Raw genomic sequence first — 18,713 nt, 5'->3', positions numbered from 1 at the left:
CGCTCAGGCGGCTGCCAGCTGCGCGTGCATCTCCTGCACCGAGATCACGCCGAGCTCGTCCATGAAGCCCATGCCCTCGACCGCGGCTTCAGCGCCGAAGATCGTGGTGAAGGTGGTCACGCGCGCCAGCAATGCCGACGTACGGATCTGGCGCGAGTCGTTGATCGCGTTGCGGCGCTCTTCCACCGTGTTGATGACCAGCGCGATCTCGTTGTTCTTGATCATGTCCACGATGTGCGGACGGCCCTCGGTCACCTTGTTCACCATCGCGCATTCGATGCCCGCGGCGCCGATGGCGGCGGCCGTGCCCTTGGTCGCGATGATCTCGAAGCCCAGCTTGACCAGGCCGCGCGCCACTTCCACGGCGCGCGCCTTGTCGTTGTTCTTCACCGAGATGAAGACCTTGCCCGACTTCGGCAGGTGCGTGCCGGCACCGAGCTGCGACTTCACGAAGGCCTCTCCGAAGGTCTTGCCCACGCCCATGACTTCGCCGGTCGACTTCATCTCGGGGCCGAGGATGGTGTCCACGCCCGGGAACTTGACGAACGGGAACACGGCTTCCTTCACGCTGAAGTACGGCGGCGTGACTTCCTTGGTCACGCCCTGCGACTTGAGCGACTGGCCGGCCATGCAGCGCGCCGCCACCTTGGCGAGCTGGATGCCGGTGGCCTTGCTCACGTAGGGCACGGTGCGGGAAGCCCGCGGATTCACTTCGAGCACGTAGATGACATCCTTGCCGTCCTTCTGCTGAATGGCGAACTGCACGTTCATCAGGCCGACCACGTTGAGCGCGGCGGCCATGGCGGCGCTCTGGCGCTTCAGCTCAGCAATGGTCTCGGCGCTCAGGCTGTAAGGCGGCAGCGAGCAGGCGGAGTCACCCGAGTGCACGCCGGCCTGCTCGATATGCTCCATCACGCCGCCGATCAGGGTCTGGCCCTCGGCGTCGCGCAGGCAGTCGACGTCGCATTCGACGGCGTCGTTCAGGAAGCGGTCGAGCAGCACCGGCGAGTCGTTGCTGACCTTCACGGCCTCGCGCATGTAGCGCTCGAGGTCGCGCTGCTCGTGCACGATCTCCATCGCGCGGCCGCCGAGCACGTAGCTCGGGCGTACCACCAGCGGGTAGCCCAGCGCCGCGGCCTTTTCGAGCGCCTCGGGCTCGGTGCGCGCGGTGGCATTCGGCGGCTGCAGCAGCTTGAGCTCGTGCAGCAGCTTCTGGAAGCGCTCGCGGTCTTCGGCCGCGTCGATCATGTCGGGCGAGGTGCCGATGATCGGCACGCCGTTGGCCTCGAGGTCGAGCGCGAGCTTGAGCGGCGTCTGGCCGCCGTACTGCACGATCACGCCGAGCGGCTTTTCCTTGTCGACGATCTCCAGCACGTCTTCAAGCGTCAGCGGTTCGAAGTACAGGCGGTCGGAGGTGTCGTAGTCGGTCGACACGGTCTCGGGGTTGCAGTTGACCATGATGGTCTCGTAGCCGTCCTCGCGCATCGCGAGCGCGGCATGCACGCAGCAATAGTCGAACTCGATGCCCTGGCCGATGCGGTTGGGGCCGCCGCCGAGCACCATGATCTTCTTCTTGTCGGTGGGATCGGCTTCGCACTCGTCCTCGTAGGTCGAGTACATGTAGGCCGTGTTGGTCGCGAACTCGGCCGCGCAGGTGTCCACGCGCTTGTAGACCGGGCGCACGCCCAGCGCGCGGCGCTTTTCGCGCACCGCCGTATCGGTGGTCTTGAGCTGCTTGGCGAGGCGGCGGTCGGAGAAGCCCTTCTTCTTGAGCGCGAGCAGCGTGTCGCGGTCGATGTCGGCCAGCGACTTGGTTTCGAGCTCGAGTTCGATCTTCACGATCTCCTCGATCTGCACCAGGAACCACGGGTCGATCTTGGTCAGCGCGAACACTTCATCGACGCTCAGGCCCATCGCGAAGGCATCGCCCACGTACCAGATGCGCTCGGGGCCGGGCTCGCCCAGTTCTTTCTCGAGCACTTCGCGGTCCTGCGTCTTCTCGTTGAGGCCGTCCACGCCCACTTCGAGGCCGCGCAGCGCCTTCTGGAACGACTCCTGGAAGGTGCGGCCCATGGCCATCACCTCGCCCACCGACTTCATCTGCGTGGTGAGGCGCGAGTCGGCCTGCGGGAATTTCTCGAAGGCGAAACGCGGGATCTTGGTGACCACGTAGTCGATCGACGGTTCGAACGACGCGGGCGTGGCACCGCCGGTGATCTCGTTGCGCAGCTCGTCGAGCGTGTAGCCCACGGCCAGCTTGGCCGCGACCTTGGCGATCGGGAAGCCCGTGGCCTTGGAGGCCAGCGCCGACGAACGCGACACGCGCGGGTTCATCTCGATCACGACCATGCGGCCGTCCTTCGGGTTGATCGAGAACTGCACGTTCGAGCCGCCGGTATCGACGCCGATCTCGCGCAGCACGGCCAGCGAGGCATTGCGCAGGATCTGGTATTCCTTGTCGGACAGCGTCTGCGCGGGGGCCACGGTGATCGAGTCACCGGTGTGCACGCCCATCGGGTCGAGGTTTTCGATCGAGCAGACGATGATGCAGTTGTCGGCCTTGTCGCGCACGACTTCCATCTCGTACTCCTTCCAGCCGAGCAGCGATTCTTCGATCAGCAGCTCGTTGGTGGGCGAGGCTTCGATGCCGCGCTTGCAGATGGTCTCGAACTCTTCCGGGTTGTAGGCAATGCCGCCGCCGGTGCCGCCGAGCGTGAAGCTGGGGCGGATCACCGTCGGGAAGCCGACCGACTTCTGCACGGCCCAGGCCTCGTCCATCGAGTGGGCGATGCCGGAGCGCGCCGAGCCCAGGCCGATCTTGGTCATCGCGTCCTTGAACTTCAGGCGGTCCTCGGCCTTGTCGATGGCTTCGGGCGTGGCGCCGATCAGCTCGACCGGCTTGTTGGTGGCCGCGCCGGTGTACTTGTCGAGCACGCCGTTGCGCCAGAGGTCGAGCGCGCAGTTGAGCGCGGTCTGGCCGCCCATGGTCGGCAGGATCGCGTCGGGGCGCTCCTTGGCGATGATCTTCTCGACCGTCTGCCAGGTGATCGGCTCGATATAGGTGACGTCGGCCGTGGCCGGGTCGGTCATGATCGTGGCGGGGTTGCTGTTGATCAGGATGACCTTGTAGCCCTCCTCGCGCAGTGCCTTGCAAGCCTGCACGCCGGAGTAGTCGAACTCGCAGGCCTGGCCGATGATGATCGGGCCGGCGCCGATGATGAGAATGGATTGGAGGTCTGAGCGCTTGGGCATCTTATTTGTCCTTGGTGAAACCGATGCCGCGGCCGCTGTAGGCGCCCGGCTTCGGCTCATCCATCAATTGATGGATCGCGTTGAATACATCGCGAAAGTTCTGGTCGTATCGCTGTTCCAGCGCATTCAGCTTGCGCTTGAGATCGGCATGCTCCGACAGCATGCTGCGCAGCTTGACGAAGGTCCGCATGATCTCGATGTTGACGGCCACGGCGCGTTCGCTGCGCAGCACGCTCGACAACATGGCCACGCCCTGCTCGGTGAAGGCCACGCTGCGGTAGCGCGCGCCGCCCGAGCCGGGCTTCTCGGGTTTTGAGATCACAAGCTGTGATCTCAAAGCCTCGAGGTCGTGGTTCTCGAGAGTGAAGGCGAAGTCCGCCGGAAAACGATCGAGGTTGCGGCGCATGGCCTGCAACAGCACCCGGGTCTCGACGCCGTAGAGCGCGGCAAGGTCCTGCGCCAGCATGACCTTCAGGCCGCGCAGCACATAGATCTTGCCCTCGGCATCGCGCAATGCTGCGAGCACCGAGACGTCGAGCACCGCGGGTGCATCAGCCACGTGCCTGCTCCATGAGCGCGGTGAAGCGGTCGAACAGGTAGCCGATGTCGTGCGGGCCGGGCGAGGCTTCGGGGTGGCCCTGGAAGCAGAACGCCGGCTTGTCGGTGCGCGCAAGGCCCTGCAGCGTGTTGTCGAACAGGCTGATGTGGGTCGCACGCAGGTTGGCGGGCAGCGACTTCTCGTCGACCGCGAAGCCGTGGTTCTGGCTGGTGATGCTCACGCGGCCGTCGTCCAGGTCCTTCACCGGATGGTTCGCGCCATGGTGGCCGAACTTCATCTTGAAGGTCTTCGCGCCCGAGGCCAGCGCCATGATCTGGTGGCCCAGGCAGATGCCGAAGGTGGGGATGCCGGTCTCGATCAGTTCCTTGACCGCGCTGATGGCGTAGTCGCAGGGCTCCGGGTCGCCCGGGCCGTTGGCCAGGAAGATGCCGTCGGGCTTGAGCTTGAGCACGTCGGCCGCGGGCGTCTGCGCCGGCACCACGGTGATGCGCGCACCGCGCTGGGCGATCATGCGCAGGATGTTCTTCTTGACGCCGTAGTCGAAGGCCACCACGTGGAACTTCGGCGTGATCTGCACGCCGTAGCCCGCACCCAGCTTCCATTCGGTTTCGGTCCATTCGTAGGTCTGCGTGACCGACACCACCTTGGCGAGGTCGAGCCCGGCCATGCTGGGCGCGGCCTTGGCGGCGGCGATGGCCTTGTCGACCAGCGCCTGCGTCACGGCCTCGCCCGCAGCCAGGCCCAGGATGCAGCCGTTCTGCGCGCCATGGGTGCGCAGGTGGCGCGTGAGCTTGCGGGTGTCGATGTTCGCGATGGCCACCGTCTTGCCGGCCACGAGGTATTCGCTCAGCGTGGCGGTCTTGCGGAAGTTGGAGGCGACGAGGGGCAGGTCCTTGATGATCAGGCCCGCGGCATGGATCTTGTCGGCTTCGATGTCTTCCCCGTTGACGCCGTAGTTGCCGATGTGCGGATACGTGAGCGTCACGATCTGCTGGCAGTAACTCGGGTCGGTGAGGATTTCCTGGTAACCGGTCATGGCGGTGTTGAACACCACCTCGCCGGTCGTGGAGCCGGCGGCTCCGATCGAATTGCCTTGAAAGACCGTGCCGTCTGCGAGCGCCAGGATGGCGGGCGGGAAACTTCCCTTGAGAGACAAAAGCACTGGGTTCTCCGGATGGTTACGGTCGCCCGGAGCCCCAGGCGCGTTGCCTGCGGACTGCTGCTTAAGGGGATTTTGGCGTTAAAGGCGGCCGGGCGACGCTATTGCGAGTAAGCCCCCGATTGTAGCCCGGCGGCATCGCCCTCTCGGGCCGCAGGGCCGGAAAACATTCGCGGCCCATGCCCATGCGGCATTCGAAGATCAGGAAGCCGCCTGGGCAAGCACCGCCGCGCCGCTCGCATGCAGGCAGATCGCCGCCGCGGCCGCCACGTTCAGCGACTCCTCGCCGCCCGGCTGCGCGATCCGGATGTGATGGCCGGCGCGGGCTTCCAGCGCCGGTGAAACGCCCTGCCCTTCGTGCCCCAGCAGCCATGCGCAAGGATGCGGCAGCCTCGCCTGGTGCAGCCAGTCGCCCCGGTGGGAGCTGGTGGCCACCAGCGGCACCTTCAGTTCGTCGAGCGCATCGGCTTCCACGCCTTCGATCAGCCGCAGCCCGAAATGCGCGCCCATGCCGGCGCGCAGCACCTTCGGCGCCCACAAGGCCGCCGTGCCCTTGAGCGCGATCACCTGCTTGAACCCGAAAGCGGCCGCGCTGCGCAGGATGGAGCCAGCGTTGCCGGCGTCCTGCAGGCGGTCGAGCACCACGCTGGGCGCCTCGGGAAGCAATTCCGGCCGCGCCGGCAGATCGAGCACGAATCCCATCGGAGCAGGCGACTCCAGGCCGCTGACAGCCCGCAGCAGATCGTCGTTGATCACTACCGTTTTGATAGCAGAACTCACCCATTCGGCAGGTGCCGACGGCCAGAAGGACTCCGAGAAAACGGCGACCGCAGGCCGGATGCCGCGCGCAAGCGCCGCCTGGCAGAGATGGTCGCCTTCGAGCCAGACACGGCCGAGCCTGCGGTAGGCGCCCGGGTCCTGGGCCAGCTTGCGCAGGTCCTTGAGCAGCGGGTTGTCCCGCGAACTGATGTGGTTCGCGCCGGTGGGGCTGGTCATGTTCGGCTCAGGGCGCGGCGCGCAGATCGAGGTGCACGGTGTCGGCCGTTGCGATTTCCACCGGAACCGACCGCGTGGCGTCGACCACCAGCGCCGCAGAACCGGCCGCGGTGCGCGCCAGCGCCGCAGCCACCGGACTGAACGACCTCCGGTGATGAACGCACGCGCCGTGGCGCTGCAGCGCCTCCAGGTGCTCCGGCGTGCCGTAGCCCTTGTGGCCGGCGAAGCCGTAGTGCGGAAATTCCAGGTGCAATTGCTCGCACAGCCGGTCGCGGTGGACCTTGGCCAGGATCGAGGCGGCGGAGATCGCCTTGACCCGCGCGTCGCCCTTGACGATGGCTTCGGCCAGCACGTCGAGCGTCGGCAGGCGATTGCCGTCGACCAGCACCTTGGCGGGCTTCAGGCGCAGGCCCTCGACTGCGCGGCGCATGGCGAGCATGGTGGCCTGCAGGATGTTGTGGGTGTCGATTTCCTCGACCGTGGCCTGCGCCACCGAGCAGCACAGCGCCTTGGCAAGAATCTGGTCGTGCAGGCGTTCGCGCTGCAGGGCCGTGAGCGTCTTGGAGTCGGCCAGGCCGCGGATCGGGCGCTGGTCGTCCAGGATGACGGCCGCCGCCACAACCGGGCCGGCCAGCGGCCCGCGGCCCGCTTCATCGACGCCCGCAACGAGGCCCGGCGCGTCCCACACGAGGGCCGCCTGCTCAGCCTTCAAGAACTTTCTGGATCGCATCGGCGCAAAGTGTGGGCGTATCGCGCTGCAGTTGCACGTGCAGCTCTGAAAATTTTTGTTGCAGCGCCCGCGTTTTCTCGGGCGCTTCGAGCCAGGCGAGCGTGGCGTCGGCCAGCGCCTGCGGCGTGGCGGCCTCCTGCAGCAGCTCGGGCACCACGAATTCGCGAGAAAGGATGTTGGGCAGGCCGACCCAGGGCTGGAGCTGCTTGCGCTGCATCAGGCGCCAGGAAAGCGCATTCATGTTGTACGCGATGACCATCGGCCGCTTGAACAATGCGGCCTCGAGCGTGGCGGTGCCGCTGGCGATCAGGGTGGCGTCGCAGGCGGCCAGCGCGGCATGCGATTGGCCGTCGAGCAGTTGTACCTGTCCGGCCGCGCCGCTGGCCTGCAGCAGCGCCTCGACCTCGACGCGCAGCCCCGGCAGGATCGGGGCGACGAACTGGAGCGCGGGCCGTGCCTGCAGCATCTGCGCCGCGGCGGCGAAGAACCGCGCAGCGAGGTAGCGCACCTCCGAACGACGGCTGCCCGGCAGCAGGGCCACGACCTGCGCATCCGGCGCGAGCCCGAGGGCCGCGCGGGCCCCGGCGCGGTCGGGCGCCATGGGGATCACGTTGGCCAGCGGATGGCCGACGTAGCTGCCCTGCACACCATGCTCGGCCAGCAGCGCCGGCTCGAACGGGAAGATGCACAGCACGTGGTCGGCCGCGGCCCGGATCTTTTCGATGCGGTCGGCACGCCAGGCCCAGATCGAGGGGCAGACGAAGTGCACGGTCTTCATGCCGCGGCTGCGCAGTCCGGCTTCGAGATCGAGGTTGAAATCGGGTGCGTCGACGCCGATGAAGAGTTCGGGCCATTCGCGCAGCAGCCGCGCCTTGAGCTGCCGGCGGATGCCGGCGATCTCGGCATAGTGGCGCAGCACCTCGATGTAGCCGCGCACCGCGAGCTTTTCCTGCGGCCACCAGCTCTGCAGCCCATGCGCGAGCATGCGGGGCCCACCGATGCCCATGGTCTGGAGCGATGGCCAACGCGCCTGCAGGCCGTCCAGAAGAAGGCCGGCCAGCAGGTCGCCGGAAGCTTCTCCCGCGACCAGCGCGAAGCGTCGCTGTTCGTCCTTGCCCATGACGCTGCCTGTGTTACGTCAACGCGCGATGCCGCGTGTCGACGTGGCCAGAAACTGCTCCATCAGCGCCACGTCTGCGGCCGCTTCCGGCGTTTCGGCGGCCAGTGCGGCGATGCCGGCGCGCGCCTCTTCGAGCGTCTTGCCCTGCCGGTACAGCAGGCGGTGCATCTGCTTGACCACGGCCAGGCGAGGCGCCGAAAAATCGCGGCGGCGCAGGCCCACCACGTTGAAGCCGCGCACCGCCAGCGGATTGCCGTCGACCAGCATGAAGGGGGGCACGTCCTGCGACACGGCGCTGGCAAAGCCGACCATGGCATGGGCGCCGACCGAGACGAACTGGTGGATGCCGGTCAGGCCGCCGATCGTGACCCAGTCGGCCAGATGCACGTGGCCGGCCAGCGTGGTGTTGTTGGCCAGCGTGGTGTGGTCATCGACACAGCAGTCGTGCGCGATGTGCGTGTACGCCATGATCCAGTTGTCGTTCCCCACCCGCGTGACGCCGCCCGCGCCCGGCACGCCGAGGTTGAAGGTGCAGAACTCGCGAATGACGTTGCGGTCGCCGATGACCAGCTCGGTCGGCTCGCCCGCGTATTTCTTGTCCTGCGGCACTGCGCCGAGCGAGGAAAACTGGAAGATCCGGTTGTCGCGGCCGATGGTGGTGCGCCCTTCGATCACGCAATGCGCACCGATGGTCGTGCCGGCGCCGACCCGCACGTGCGGACCGATCACGGTGTAGGGCCCGACCGAAACGGAGGCGTCCAGCTGTGCCTTCGGGTCGACGAGCGCTGTGGGATGAACCTGCGTCATGCCTTGTCGTAACCGCCCAAGATCAGTTGATCTGGCGCATCGCGCACATCAGCGTGGCCTCGCAGGCCAGCTCGCTGCCCACCAGCGCGCGGCCCTTGAACTTGGAGATGCCGGCTTTCATGCGCTCGATCTCGACTTCGAGCGTGAGCTGGTCGCCGGGCTCCACGGGGCGCTTGAAGCGCGCGCCGTCGATGGCCGCGAAGTAGTAGACCGTGTTGTCGTCGGGCACGATGTCGAGCGAATGAAACGACAGCAGTGCAGCCGCCTGCGCCATGGCTTCGAGCATGAGCACGCCCGGCATCACCGGACGGTGCGGAAAGTGGCCGTTGAAGAACGGCTCGTTCATCGTCACGTTCTTGAGCGCCGTGATGCGCTTGCCCTTTTCCATGTCCAGCACGCGATCCACCAGCAGGAACGGGTAGCGGTGGGGCAGCAGCTTGAGGATTTGATGGATATCGAGCGTCGTCGTCGTCATGATTTTCTGTTCCTGCATCGTCTTCACTTTTTCTGAGGGGCCTTTTCGAGCGCCTTGAGTCGTTCGCGCAGGCTGTGCAACTGCTTGAGCGTTGCCGCGTTCTTTTCCCAGTTCGCATTGTCGTCGATGGGGAACATGCCGGTGTACTGGCCGGCCTTGCGGATCGAGCGGGTCACCACGGTTGCCGCGGACACGTGAACCCCGTCGGCCACCGTGAGATGGCCAAGCACGATTGCACCGCCGCCGAAGGTGCAGTGCGCACCGATGGTGGCGCTGCCCGCCACGCCGACGCAGCCAGCCATGGCGGTGTGCTTGCCGACACGCACGTTGTGGCCGATCTGGATCAGGTTGTCGAGCTTGACGCCGTCCTCGATGACGGTGTCGTCGAGTGCGCCGCGATCGATGCAGGTGTTGGCGCCGATCTCGACGTCGTTGCCGATGCGCACCGCGCCCAGCTGCTCGATCTTGACCCAGGCGCCCTCGTGCGGCGCCAGGCCGAAGCCGTCGGCGCCGATCACCACACCCGGATGCAGCAGGCAGCGCTCGCCGACCACGCAGTCTTCACTGATCGTCACGCGCGACTTGAGGACCGTGCCGGCGCCGATGCGCGCGCCCCGCTCCACCACGCACAATGCGCCGATGCGCGCCGTGGCGTCCACCAGGGCCTCGGGATGGATCACCGCGGAGGGATGGATGCGGTCGGCCTCGGGCCGCGCATGTTGCGCCTTCCACAGCTGCGTGAGGCGCGCGAAATAGAGGTAGGGGTCGGCCGCGACGATGAACGCCCCGCGCGCGGCCGCGGCCTCGCGCATGGCCGGTGCGACGATCACGCAGGCGGCCTTGGAGGCCGCCAGTTCCTGCTGGTATTTGGGATGGCTCAGGAAGCTGAGCGCATCGGGCTGTGCATTCTGCAGCGGCGCAAGCCGTTCGATGGACAGCGCCGGGTCCCCGTGAAGCTCGCCCCCCAGGGCGCTGACAATGGCTCCAAGCTGCAGTCCCACGCCGATTCGCGGCGTTACTTGCCGGCCGAAGGAGCAGCGGTCGAGGCGTTCAGGGCCTTGATCACCTTGTCAGTGATGTCGTGCTTGGGATTGATGTAGATCGCTTCCTGCAGGATGGCATCGTACTTTTCAGCCTCGGCCACCTGCTTCACGACGCGGTTGGCGCGTTCGTAGACCTGCTGGAGCTCTTCGTTCTTGCGCGCGTTCAGATCTTCCTGGAACTCGCGGCGGCGGCGCTGGAAATCGCGATCCTGGTCGACCAGCGCGCGCTGGCGTGCGGTGCGCTGGCTTTCGGACAGGGTGGGAGCTTCGCGCTCGAACCGTTCGGAGGCCGTCTTCAGTGCTTCGCCCTGCGTCGTGAGATCCTTTTCGCGCTTGAGGAATTCAGCCTCGAGCTTGGCTTGCGCAGCCTTGGCCGGCTGCGCCTCGCGCAGCACGCGATCCGGATTCACGAAGCCGATGCGAAAAGTTTCCTGCGCCTGAGCCGCAGGCGCCGCAGCCAGCGCGAAAACGGGGATCAACAACGCGCCCGCAGCGGCGCGGATCAAATGCTTCATTTAGAAAGACGTTCCGATCTGGAATTGCAAGCGCTGGATTCTATCCTTCGGGATCACGACGAAGCCGGTAGTCGGATCCAGCACTTCCTTTTGGGACTTGATGGGGAAGGCATAGGCGAGACGCAACGGACCCAGCGGCGAGATCCAGCTGATTCCGAGGCCGACGGAAGCGCGCAGCTTCTTCTGTGCCTTGTACTGCTCGTCGGTCAGGCCGGGGGCGCGAGAACCGAACACGTTGCCGACGTCGAAGAAGCTGTACAGGCGCAGCGTGCGGTCGTTGCCTGCACCGGGGAACGGCGTGCTGAGCTCTGCGTTGAAGATGGCCTTCTTGGTACCACCCAGTGCGGCGCCTTCGGTCTGGAAAACCAGCGGCACGTCGCGCGGGCCGAGCGAGTTCTGCTCGAAGCCGCGGATGGAGCCCAGGCCGCCGGCATAGAAGTTCTTGAAGATCGGGTAATCCTTGCCGCCAAGGGGCTTGGCATAGCCCAGATCGGCGTTGATCGCAAAGGTGTATTGCTTGTTGATTGCGAAGAACTGCTGGTACTGGTAGTTCGTCTTGAAGTACTTCATGTCGCCGCCGACGCCCAGCTCCAGGTTGGCGCGCTGCAGGCGCCCGGTGGTCGGAATCAGCGCGCTGTCGCGGCTGTCGCGGCCCCAGCCGATGGTCAGCGGAACACCCCACACGCTATCCCGGTTGCACTCGGTCACGAACAAGCCGCTCGCATCCTTCGAGCACTGGAAGTAGCGCAGGTACGACTGGGGCGTGAAGAGCCCCGAGAACGAGGTCGACGAGTTCGGATCGAAGGCATAGCGCTCGAGCCCGACACCGAAGAAGACCGTGTCGACTTCGCTGAACGGCACGCCGAAGCGGATCGAAGCACCCTGGTTGACCAGCTTGTAGTCGCCATCGAGGGTTGTCGAGTACGGGCGCGTGGTGGTGTGGTAGACGCTGATCGTGCGCGAGATGCCGTCCTTCGTGAAGTACGGATCGGTGGTGGTCAGCGACAGCGTGCGGTTGTACTTGCTGGTGTTGACCTGCACGCCCAGGAAGTTGCCCGAACCGAAGACATTCTCTTGCGAGATGCCGAAGGTGAGAGCCACCTTTTCCGCGCTCGAGTAGCCGGCGCCGAGCTGCAGGCTGCCGGTGGGCTTTTCCGCCACGTTGACGATCAGATCGACCTGATCGGGCGAACCCGGGATTTCCTGGGTTTCGACATTCACTTCGGTGAAGAAGCCCAGGCGGTCCACGCGGTCGCGCGAGAGCTTGATCTTGTCGCCGTCGTACCACGAGGCCTCGAACTGGCGGAACTCGCGCCGGATCACTTCGTCGCGCGTCTTGGCATTGCCGCCCACCGCCACGCGGCGCACGTAGACGCGGCGCGAGGGTTCGGCTTGCAGGGTCAGCGTCACGCGGTTGTTGACGCGGTCGATTTCCGGGCGTGCCTGCACGCGCGCGAACGCGTAGCCGAAGGTGCCGAAATAGTCGGTGAAGGCCTTGGTGGTTTCGGTGACCTGCTCACCGTTGTAGGGCTCGCCGGGCTTGATGGTCACGAGGGACTTGAACTCCTCGTCGCGGCCGAGATAATTGCCGTCGAGCTTGACGCCGGCCACCACGAACTTCTCGCCTTCGGTGATGTTGACGGTCACCGACAAGTCCTGCCGGTCCGGCGAGATGGCGACCTGGGTCGAATCGATGCGGAACTCCAGGTAGCCGCGCGTGATGTAGTACGAACGCAGCGTTTCCAGGTCGGCATTGAGCTTGGAGCGCGAGTACTGGTTGGACTTGGTGTACCAGCTCATGAAGCCGCCGCTGTCCTGGTCGAACAGGCTCAGGAGCGTCGATTCGCTGAAGGCCTTGTTGCCAACCACGCGCACTTCGCGAATGCGCGCGGACTCGCCCTCGGTCACGGTGAACGTGAGATTGACGCGGTTGCGCTCGATCGGCGTAACCGTGGTCACGACCTGTGCGTTGTAGAGGCTGCGGCTCACGTACTGGCGCTTGAGCTCCTGCTCCGCGCGGTCGGCCAGGGCCTTGTCGTACGGGCGGCCATCGGCCAGGCCCACTTCGCGCAGCGCCTTCTGGAGCGCGGCCTTGTCGAATTCCTTGGTGCCGACGAAATCGACGTCGGCAATGGTGGGACGCTCCTCGACGATCACCACCAGCACGTTGCCGTTGACGTCGATGCGCACGTCCTTGAACAAACCCAGGTCGAACAGCGCACGGATGGCGGCCGATCCGCGCTCGTCGCTGTAGGTATCGCCCACACGCAGCGGCAGCGATGCGAAGATCGTGCCGGGCTCGACGCGCTGCAAGCCCTCGACGCGAATGTCACGCACCGTGAAGGGCTCGACGGCCCATGCTGCCGTGGCCGCCAACGCGCTGGCCACCACCGCGGCAACGCTACGCAGGCGAAAGCGACTGAAGTTTGTGTTCATCTGTGAATTGGGCCGGCGCGGAAAGGGCCGGCAGAAAGTTAACCAAAGAGCCGCGTGACGTCGTTGAAGAGCGCAACCGACATCATGACCAGCAGCAAGGCGACACCGCCGCGCTGAAGCCGTTCCATCCAGGCGTCAGAGACGCTCTTGCCGGTCAGGCCCTCCCAAAGATAATACATCAGGTGTCCTCCATCGAGGACCGGCAGCGGCATGAGATTGAGCACGCCAAGGCTCACGCTGATCAATGCAAGGAATACCAGGTACTGGGTCAGCCCGAGGCTCGCGGACTTGCCTGCATAGTCGGCGATCGTGAGCGGCCCGCTCAGATTCTTGAGCGAGGCTTCGCCGATCACCATCTTGCCCATCATGCGGACGGTCAGCGCCGACACCTCCCAGGTGCGCACGATGCCGCGCCAGACGCCGTCGACGGGGCCTTGGCGCACCGTCACCATTTCAGGCGGCGCACCGACATAGGCGCCGATGCGGCCGACCTTCGCGGCGCCCTCCTCGCGCAGTTCGGGCCTGACCTCGAGTTCGATCGACTGGCTGCCGCGCTGCACCTGCCAGGTCTGCGGGCGCGGCTGGTCGCCGTCGATCGAGGTCCGGATCAGCTCGCGCAACTGCTGCCCATCGACGATGGGCACGTTACCGACGCTGCGGACCAGGTCGCCACTGCGAAGGCCCGCGCGCTCAGCCGCGCTGCCGGCCATCACCTGGCCGATCTCGGGCCGCGTCAGCGGTGCGAGGACGCCGATCTTGCGGAACATCTGCGGGTCGGCGTCCTTGGCCTCCATGAGGCTCAGCGGCAGCACGACCTGCCGACCGGGCCGGCCACCCTCGCCCGCCACTTCGAGCGTCAGGTCCCGGCCGTCGAGCGCGCCGCGCGTCATGCGCCAGCGAAGGTCCTCGAACGACTGCACGGGCTCCAGGTCGCCCTCGAAGCCGGCGCGCGTGATGTGCTCGCCGCCGCGCAGGCCCGCCGCCTCCGCCAGCGATGCCGCCACCGGACGCGCCAGCTTGGCAACGGGCTCCTCGACCCCGATCCAGTTGACGGCCGTGTAAAGCACCACGGCAAGCAGCAGATTGGCAATGGGTCCGGCAGCGACGATGGCCGCGCGGGAGCGCAACGGCTGCGTGTTGAAGGCGCGGTGCCGGTCTTCCGGTGCCACCGGTCCTTCGCGCTCATCGAGCATCTTGACGTAGCCGCCGAACGGAAACGCGCCGATGACGAACTCGGTTTCCTGCCCCGGATGCTGCCGCTTGGGCTGCCAGCGGAAGAGCGTCTTGCCGAAGCCCACCGAAAACCGCAGCACCTTGACGCCGCAGGCGACGGCAACGCGGTAATGGCCGTATTCATGCACGGCGATCAGGAGGCCGAGTGCAACCACGAAGGCGATGACGGTGAGCATCCGGATCCTCTGTTGGCGGGAGTGTCAGGCCGCGAAGCGCAGCGCCGCGGCATTGGCCGCCGCCCGGGCGCTGGCGTCGAGCGCCAGCAGGTCGGCCAGCGATGCGGGCTTGGAGGGGCTGACGGCCTCCAAAGTTTCCATGTTGACCGCATGAATGCGGTCGAAGCGCAGGCGCCGATCAAGAAAGGCCTCGACCGCGACTTCATTGGCAGCATTGAGCACCGCCGTGGTCCCCGGCGCCGCGCGCAGCGCATGCCAGGCCAGGCCCAGCCCGGGAAACAGCGCCGCATCGGGAGCATCGAAGCTCAGCGAGGCCATCTGTCGGAAATCCAGGCGCGCCGCGCCGCTCTCGATGCGCTCGGGCCAGGCGAGGCCGACGGCGATGGGCACCCGCATGTCGGGCGTTCCCAGTTGGGCAATGACCGATGCGTCGGTGAACTGGACCATCGAATGCACCACGCTCTGGGGATGGATGACCACCTCGATCTGCTCGGGCAGAACGCCGAACAGATGGCGCGCCTCGATCACCTCGAGCGCCTTGTTCATCATGGTGGCGGAATCGACCGATATCTTGCGGCCCATGACCCAGTTCGGATGCGCGCAGGCCTGCTCGGGCGTGACCGTGCCCAGCGTACCGGGCGCGCGCGTGCGGAACGGGCCGCCCGACGCCGTGAGAATGATCTTGTCGATACGGCGCGGCCAGGTCGACGGATCTTCGGGCAGCGACTGGAAGATGGCCGAATGCTCGCTGTCGATCGGCAGCAGTGTGGCGCCGCCCTCGCGCACGGTGCGCATGAACAGTTCGCCGCCAACCACCAGCGCCTCCTTGTTGGCCAGCAGGAGCCGCTTGCCGGCGCGCGCCGCGGCCAGGCAAGGCGCCAGGCCCGCAGCCCCCACGATGGCTGCCATGACGGCGTCAACACCGTCGTGGGATGCTACTTTTTCAATAGCATCGCCACCACTCAGAACGGTGGTCTTGAGATTGTTCTGTTCTATCTTTTCCGCCAGCAGCGCCGCATGCGGCGCGCTCGCCATGACCGCATAGCGCGGCGAAAACCGCGCGCACTGCGCCAGGAGCTCGTCGACCTTGGTCGATGCGGAAAGCGCGAAGACCTCGAAACGGTCCGGGTGCCGCGAAATGACATCGAGCGTGCTGACGCCGACCGAACCGGTCGAGCCCAGCACCGTGATGCGTTGTTTGGGTGTGTTCACAGGAAAGCCAGCATCATTGCAATGGGAAGTGCCGGCAAGAGGGCATCCACGCGGTCGAGCACGCCGCCATGGCCCGGCAGCAGGCTGCTGCTGTCCTTGGCGCCGGCACTGCGCTTGATCAGCGATTCGACCAGGTCGCCAACGACGCTGATGGCGGCGAGAAACAGCACCCCGACCAGCAGCAGCCACCAGCCGCGCTCGTACAGCCGGGTGTAGAGGCTGGCCACCGTTGCGCCGGCAGCCCTGTCGGCCCACACCCACGCCAAGGCCAGCACCACGACGCCCGCCATGCCGCCCCACACGCCTTCCCAGCTCTTGCCGGGGCTGATGGCGGGCGCGAGCTTGCTGCGCGTGAACTTGAGGCCGAAGGCGCGGCCCGCGAAATACGCGAAGACGTCCGCCACCCAGACCAGCACGAGAATCGACAGCAGAAAGTTGATGCCGACCATGCGTGCCTGCACGGCCGCGAGCCACGCCACCCAGAGCGCCAACAGCCCGCCGACCAGCCGCAGCCCGCGGGGAATGCGGGGCCAGCCCGGCACGGCCACCCGCAGCAGCGCGGCACCGCCGAGCACCCAGGCCGCGCTGGCCAGCAGCCACATGAGCAGCAGCGACCGATCGAGCAGCCCGAGCCACCAGGAGAGCGCGCACAGCGCCACGGTTTCCACGCCGAGGAAGACCGACAGCTGCTGGCCATAGCCGTTGAGGCGGCCCCACTCCCATGCCCCGGCACCGATCAGCACCAGCATCACGCAGGCGAAGGGAACGTGCGACGGGTAGAAAAGCGCCGGCAGCAGGATCGCCAACAGGACGATGGCCGTGAGGATGCGTTGTTTGAGCATGCGGCTGGGCGGCTGGAGAGGCAGGCCGTGAAGCCCTCAGGCCAGCTGGCGATCGGGTGCGGAGCCGCTGCCGGCCGTGACTTGCGCCGAGGTCTTGCCGAAGCGGCGCTCGCGCGCCTGAAATGCGGCAATTCCCGCATCCAGTTCGGCCTGGTCGAACTCGGGCCAAAGCTTGTCGCTGAAGAAAAGCTCCGCGTAGGCGCTCTGCCACAGCAGAAAGTTCGACAGGCGCTGCTCGCCGCCGGTGCGGATGAGAAGGTCGGGGTCGGGCACGTGCGCCAGGGCCATGGCGCGGTCGAGATTCGCTTCGGTGAGCGCCTCGCCCTGCTCGGCCAGCTTGGCTGCGGCGCGGGCAATGTCCCAGCGGCCGCCGTAGTTGAAGCAGACGTTCAGGATCAGCTTGGTGTTCTGCGCGGTGGCGGTCTCGGCGTCGACCAGGCCTTGCACCATTTTCTTGGAGAGCCCGGCGCGCTCGCCGACGAAATGCAGCTGCACGCCGTCGCGGCTCAGCCTGGGCACTTCGCGCGCGAGTGCACCCACCATGATTTCCATGAGGCCCGAGACTTCTTCGGGCGGACGGTTCCAGTTCTCCGACGAAAACGCGAAGACCGTGAGAATGCCCACGCCGCGATCGACACACGCCTTGACGCAGCGCCTGAGCGACTCGACGCCCTGCTTGTGTCCCGCCACGCGAGGCAGGAATCGCCGCGTGGCCCAGCGTCCGTTGCCATCCATGACGATGGCAATGTGGTGGGGGATCTGCAGCGAAGACGAGGCCATGCGCAGCCTCAAACGGCCATGATCTCCGCTTCCTTGGCCGCGACCAGGCGGTCGATTTCCGCGATGTGGCGGTCCGTGACCTTCTGGATCTCGGCTTCGGCGCGCTTCTGGTCGTCCTCGGAGGCGAGCTTTTCCTTGACCAGCTTCTTGACCGACTCATTCGCATCACGGCGCAGGTTGCGCGTGGCGATCTTGGCGCTTTCGCCCTCGTTGCGGACCAGCTTGGTCATTTCCTTGCGGCGCTCCTCGCTCATCGCGGGAAGCGGCACGCGGATCAGGTCGCCCATCGAGGCCGGGTTCAGGCCCAGGTCGCTTTCGCGGATGGCCTTCTCGATCTTGGCGCCCATGCCCTTTTCCCAGGGCTGGACGCTGATCGTGCGCGAGTCGAGCACCGACACGTTCGCCACCTGGCTCAGCGGAACCTGCGAGCCGTAGTACTCGACGTGGATCGAATCGAGCAGCGCGGAGTTGGCGCGGCCGGTGCGGATCTTGGTGAGGTTGTTCTGGAACGCAGCGAGCGACTGGTTCATCTTGGCGTCGGTCGCGCTGCGGATTTCTGCAATAGTGGGGGTCGTCATCTCAAATTACTCCTCAGGCATGCACCAGCGTGCCTTCGTCCTCGCCCATGACGACGCGCTTGAGCGCGCCGTTCTTGAAGATCGAGAACACCTTGATCGGCAGCTTCTGGTCGCGGCACAGCGCGAAGGCCGTGGCGTCCATGATGCCGAGATTCTGCGCGATCGCCTCGTCGAAAGTGAGCGACGAATAGCGCGTTGCATCGGGATGGGTCTTCGGATCGGCGGAATAGACGCCGTCGACCTTGGTGGCCTTGAGCACCAGCTCGGCACCGATCTCGGCACCGCGCAGTGCGGCGGCCGTGTCGGTGGTGAAGAACGGATTGCCGGTGCCCGCGGCAAACACCACGACCTTGCCCTCTTCGAGATACTGCAGCGCCTTGGGCCGCACGTAGGGCTCGACCACCTGCTCGATGGCAATGGCGGACATGACGCGCGCCACCAGCCCTTGCTTGTTCATGGCGTCGGCCAAGGCCAGCGAATTCATGACGGTGGCCAGCATGCCCATGTAGTCGGCCGTCGCGCGGTCCATGCCGACCGAGCCTCCCGCAACGCCGCGGAAGATGTTGCCGCCGCCGATCACGACGGCGACTTCCACGCCCATGTTCACCACCTCGGCCACCTCTTCGACCATGCGGACGATGGTGGCGCGGTTAATACCAAAGGCATCGTCTCCCATCAACGCCTCGCCCGACAGCTTCAACAAGATTCGCTTGTGGGCTGGGCGGGGATCAGACATGGGCAATTTCCTTACTTGGGTTGGCGGGGGCGAGTGTAGAACGAGGCGGTGAAAAAGCGGCGGC

17 protein-coding genes are annotated in these 18,713 nt (G+C 66.2%); all 17 read right to left on the bottom strand.

The genetic code is table 11. The annotated features are described in order from the left end of the window. Window positions 1–3: 3 nt before the first annotated feature. Entirely contained in the window at window positions 4–3,252 is a 3,249-nt protein-coding gene (gene carB / locus EJO66_RS15600) for a carbamoyl-phosphate synthase large subunit (protein WP_124960551.1), read from the bottom strand. Between the two features lies 1 nt (window position 3,253). Then, on the bottom strand, window positions 3,254–3,811 hold the full coding sequence (locus EJO66_RS15595; RefSeq protein WP_124960550.1) for an ORF6N domain-containing protein: 558 nt from the start codon (window positions 3,809–3,811) through the stop codon (window positions 3,254–3,256). After that, window positions 3,804–4,973, bottom strand: coding sequence for a glutamine-hydrolyzing carbamoyl-phosphate synthase small subunit (carA, locus tag EJO66_RS15590; protein WP_012747723.1), 1,170 nt, complete (start codon window positions 4,971–4,973; stop codon window positions 3,804–3,806). The genes EJO66_RS15595 and carA overlap by 8 nt, the downstream gene beginning before the upstream one ends. A gap of 198 nt (window positions 4,974–5,171) precedes the next feature. After that, window positions 5,172–5,966 carry a TrmH family RNA methyltransferase gene (locus tag EJO66_RS15585; RefSeq protein WP_125965557.1) on the bottom strand — a complete coding sequence of 265 codons (795 nt, stop codon included), beginning with the start codon at window positions 5,964–5,966 and terminating at the stop codon, window positions 5,172–5,174. A 7-nt stretch (window positions 5,967–5,973) separates the two neighbouring features. Next, entirely contained in the window at window positions 5,974–6,696 is a 723-nt protein-coding gene (gene rnhB / locus EJO66_RS15580) for a ribonuclease HII (protein WP_124960548.1), read from the bottom strand. After that, the gene (lpxB, locus tag EJO66_RS15575) at window positions 6,668–7,816 is read right to left on the bottom strand and encodes a lipid-A-disaccharide synthase (protein WP_125965556.1); all 1,149 of its coding nucleotides are present in this window, start codon (window positions 7,814–7,816) and stop codon (window positions 6,668–6,670) included. Before lpxB ends, rnhB begins: the two co-directional genes overlap by 29 nt. A gap of 18 nt (window positions 7,817–7,834) precedes the next feature. After that, window positions 7,835–8,623, bottom strand: coding sequence for an acyl-ACP--UDP-N-acetylglucosamine O-acyltransferase (gene lpxA, locus EJO66_RS15570; RefSeq protein WP_125965555.1), 789 nt, complete (start codon window positions 8,621–8,623; stop codon window positions 7,835–7,837). A 22-nt stretch (window positions 8,624–8,645) separates the two neighbouring features. Continuing rightward, a complete protein-coding gene (gene fabZ / locus EJO66_RS15565) occupies window positions 8,646–9,098 on the bottom strand; it encodes a 3-hydroxyacyl-ACP dehydratase FabZ (RefSeq protein ID WP_012747718.1) in 453 nt (150 codons plus the stop codon). 23 nt (window positions 9,099–9,121) lie between these two features. Further along, window positions 9,122–10,099 (bottom strand): UDP-3-O-(3-hydroxymyristoyl)glucosamine N-acyltransferase, encoded by a 978-nt coding sequence (lpxD, locus tag EJO66_RS15560; RefSeq protein ID WP_124960545.1) that lies wholly within the window; start codon window positions 10,097–10,099, stop codon window positions 9,122–9,124. A 14-nt stretch (window positions 10,100–10,113) separates the two neighbouring features. Further along, window positions 10,114–10,656 (bottom strand): OmpH/Skp family outer membrane protein, encoded by a 543-nt coding sequence (locus tag EJO66_RS15555; protein WP_021007525.1) that lies wholly within the window; start codon window positions 10,654–10,656, stop codon window positions 10,114–10,116. Further along, window positions 10,657–13,092 (bottom strand): outer membrane protein assembly factor BamA, encoded by a 2,436-nt coding sequence (gene bamA, locus EJO66_RS15550; protein ID WP_124960544.1) that lies wholly within the window; start codon window positions 13,090–13,092, stop codon window positions 10,657–10,659. Window positions 13,093–13,130: 38 nt separating this feature from the next. After that, window positions 13,131–14,501 carry an RIP metalloprotease RseP gene (gene rseP, locus EJO66_RS15545; RefSeq protein ID WP_124960543.1) on the bottom strand — a complete coding sequence of 457 codons (1,371 nt, stop codon included), beginning with the start codon at window positions 14,499–14,501 and terminating at the stop codon, window positions 13,131–13,133. Between the two features lie 24 nt (window positions 14,502–14,525). Continuing rightward, window positions 14,526–15,713: a 1-deoxy-D-xylulose-5-phosphate reductoisomerase gene (gene ispC / locus EJO66_RS15540; protein ID WP_125965554.1), complete on the bottom strand. Its 1,188-nt coding sequence runs from the start codon at window positions 15,711–15,713 to the stop codon at window positions 14,526–14,528. Beyond that, window positions 15,710–16,555, bottom strand: a complete 846-nt coding sequence (locus EJO66_RS15535; protein ID WP_124960541.1) for a phosphatidate cytidylyltransferase — start codon at window positions 16,553–16,555, stop codon at window positions 15,710–15,712. Before EJO66_RS15535 ends, ispC begins: the two co-directional genes overlap by 4 nt. Before the next feature lie 36 nt (window positions 16,556–16,591). After that, window positions 16,592–17,335, bottom strand: coding sequence for a polyprenyl diphosphate synthase (gene uppS, locus EJO66_RS15530; protein ID WP_125965553.1), 744 nt, complete (start codon window positions 17,333–17,335; stop codon window positions 16,592–16,594). Window positions 17,336–17,343: 8 nt separating this feature from the next. Then, the gene (gene frr, locus EJO66_RS15525) at window positions 17,344–17,913 is read right to left on the bottom strand and encodes a ribosome recycling factor (RefSeq protein WP_012747710.1); all 570 of its coding nucleotides are present in this window, start codon (window positions 17,911–17,913) and stop codon (window positions 17,344–17,346) included. Between the two features lie 13 nt (window positions 17,914–17,926). Continuing rightward, the gene (gene pyrH / locus EJO66_RS15520) at window positions 17,927–18,649 is read right to left on the bottom strand and encodes a UMP kinase (protein ID WP_018905021.1); all 723 of its coding nucleotides are present in this window, start codon (window positions 18,647–18,649) and stop codon (window positions 17,927–17,929) included. Between the last annotated feature and the right edge of the window lie 64 nt (window positions 18,650–18,713).

This window comes from Variovorax beijingensis, assembly GCF_003951285.1.
Taxonomy (GTDB): domain Bacteria; phylum Pseudomonadota; class Gammaproteobacteria; order Burkholderiales; family Burkholderiaceae_C; genus Variovorax; species Variovorax beijingensis.
Note: the sequence above shows the minus strand (reverse complement) of the source record. Positions and strands in the feature narration are given on the sequence as shown.

What these genes read in the sequence shown, in the direction of transcription:
- carB (WP_124960551.1), bottom strand. Translation starts at nt 3,252, where the DNA reads ATGCCCAAGCGCTCAGACCTCCAATCCATTCTCATCATCGGCGCCGGC.
- lpxB (WP_125965556.1), bottom strand. Translation starts at nt 7,816, where the DNA reads ATGGGCAAGGACGAACAGCGACGCTTCGCGCTGGTCGCGGGAGAAGCT.
- lpxA (WP_125965555.1), bottom strand. Translation starts at nt 8,623, where the DNA reads ATGACGCAGGTTCATCCCACAGCGCTCGTCGACCCGAAGGCACAGCTG.
- fabZ (WP_012747718.1), bottom strand. Translation starts at nt 9,098, where the DNA reads ATGACGACGACGACGCTCGATATCCATCAAATCCTCAAGCTGCTGCCC.
- EJO66_RS15555 (WP_021007525.1), bottom strand. Translation starts at nt 10,656, where the DNA reads ATGAAGCATTTGATCCGCGCCGCTGCGGGCGCGTTGTTGATCCCCGTT.
- pyrH (WP_018905021.1), bottom strand. Translation starts at nt 18,649, where the DNA reads ATGTCTGATCCCCGCCCAGCCCACAAGCGAATCTTGTTGAAGCTGTCG.
- rseP (WP_124960543.1), bottom strand. Translation starts at nt 14,501, where the DNA reads ATGCTCACCGTCATCGCCTTCGTGGTTGCACTCGGCCTCCTGATCGCC.
- uppS (WP_125965553.1), bottom strand. Translation starts at nt 17,335, where the DNA reads ATGGCCTCGTCTTCGCTGCAGATCCCCCACCACATTGCCATCGTCATG.
- rnhB (WP_124960548.1), bottom strand. Translation starts at nt 6,696, where the DNA reads ATGCGATCCAGAAAGTTCTTGAAGGCTGAGCAGGCGGCCCTCGTGTGG.
- bamA (WP_124960544.1), bottom strand. Translation starts at nt 13,092, where the DNA reads ATGAACACAAACTTCAGTCGCTTTCGCCTGCGTAGCGTTGCCGCGGTG.
- frr (WP_012747710.1), bottom strand. Translation starts at nt 17,913, where the DNA reads ATGACGACCCCCACTATTGCAGAAATCCGCAGCGCGACCGACGCCAAG.
- EJO66_RS15585 (WP_125965557.1), bottom strand. Translation starts at nt 5,966, where the DNA reads ATGACCAGCCCCACCGGCGCGAACCACATCAGTTCGCGGGACAACCCG.
- EJO66_RS15535 (WP_124960541.1), bottom strand. Translation starts at nt 16,555, where the DNA reads ATGCTCAAACAACGCATCCTCACGGCCATCGTCCTGTTGGCGATCCTG.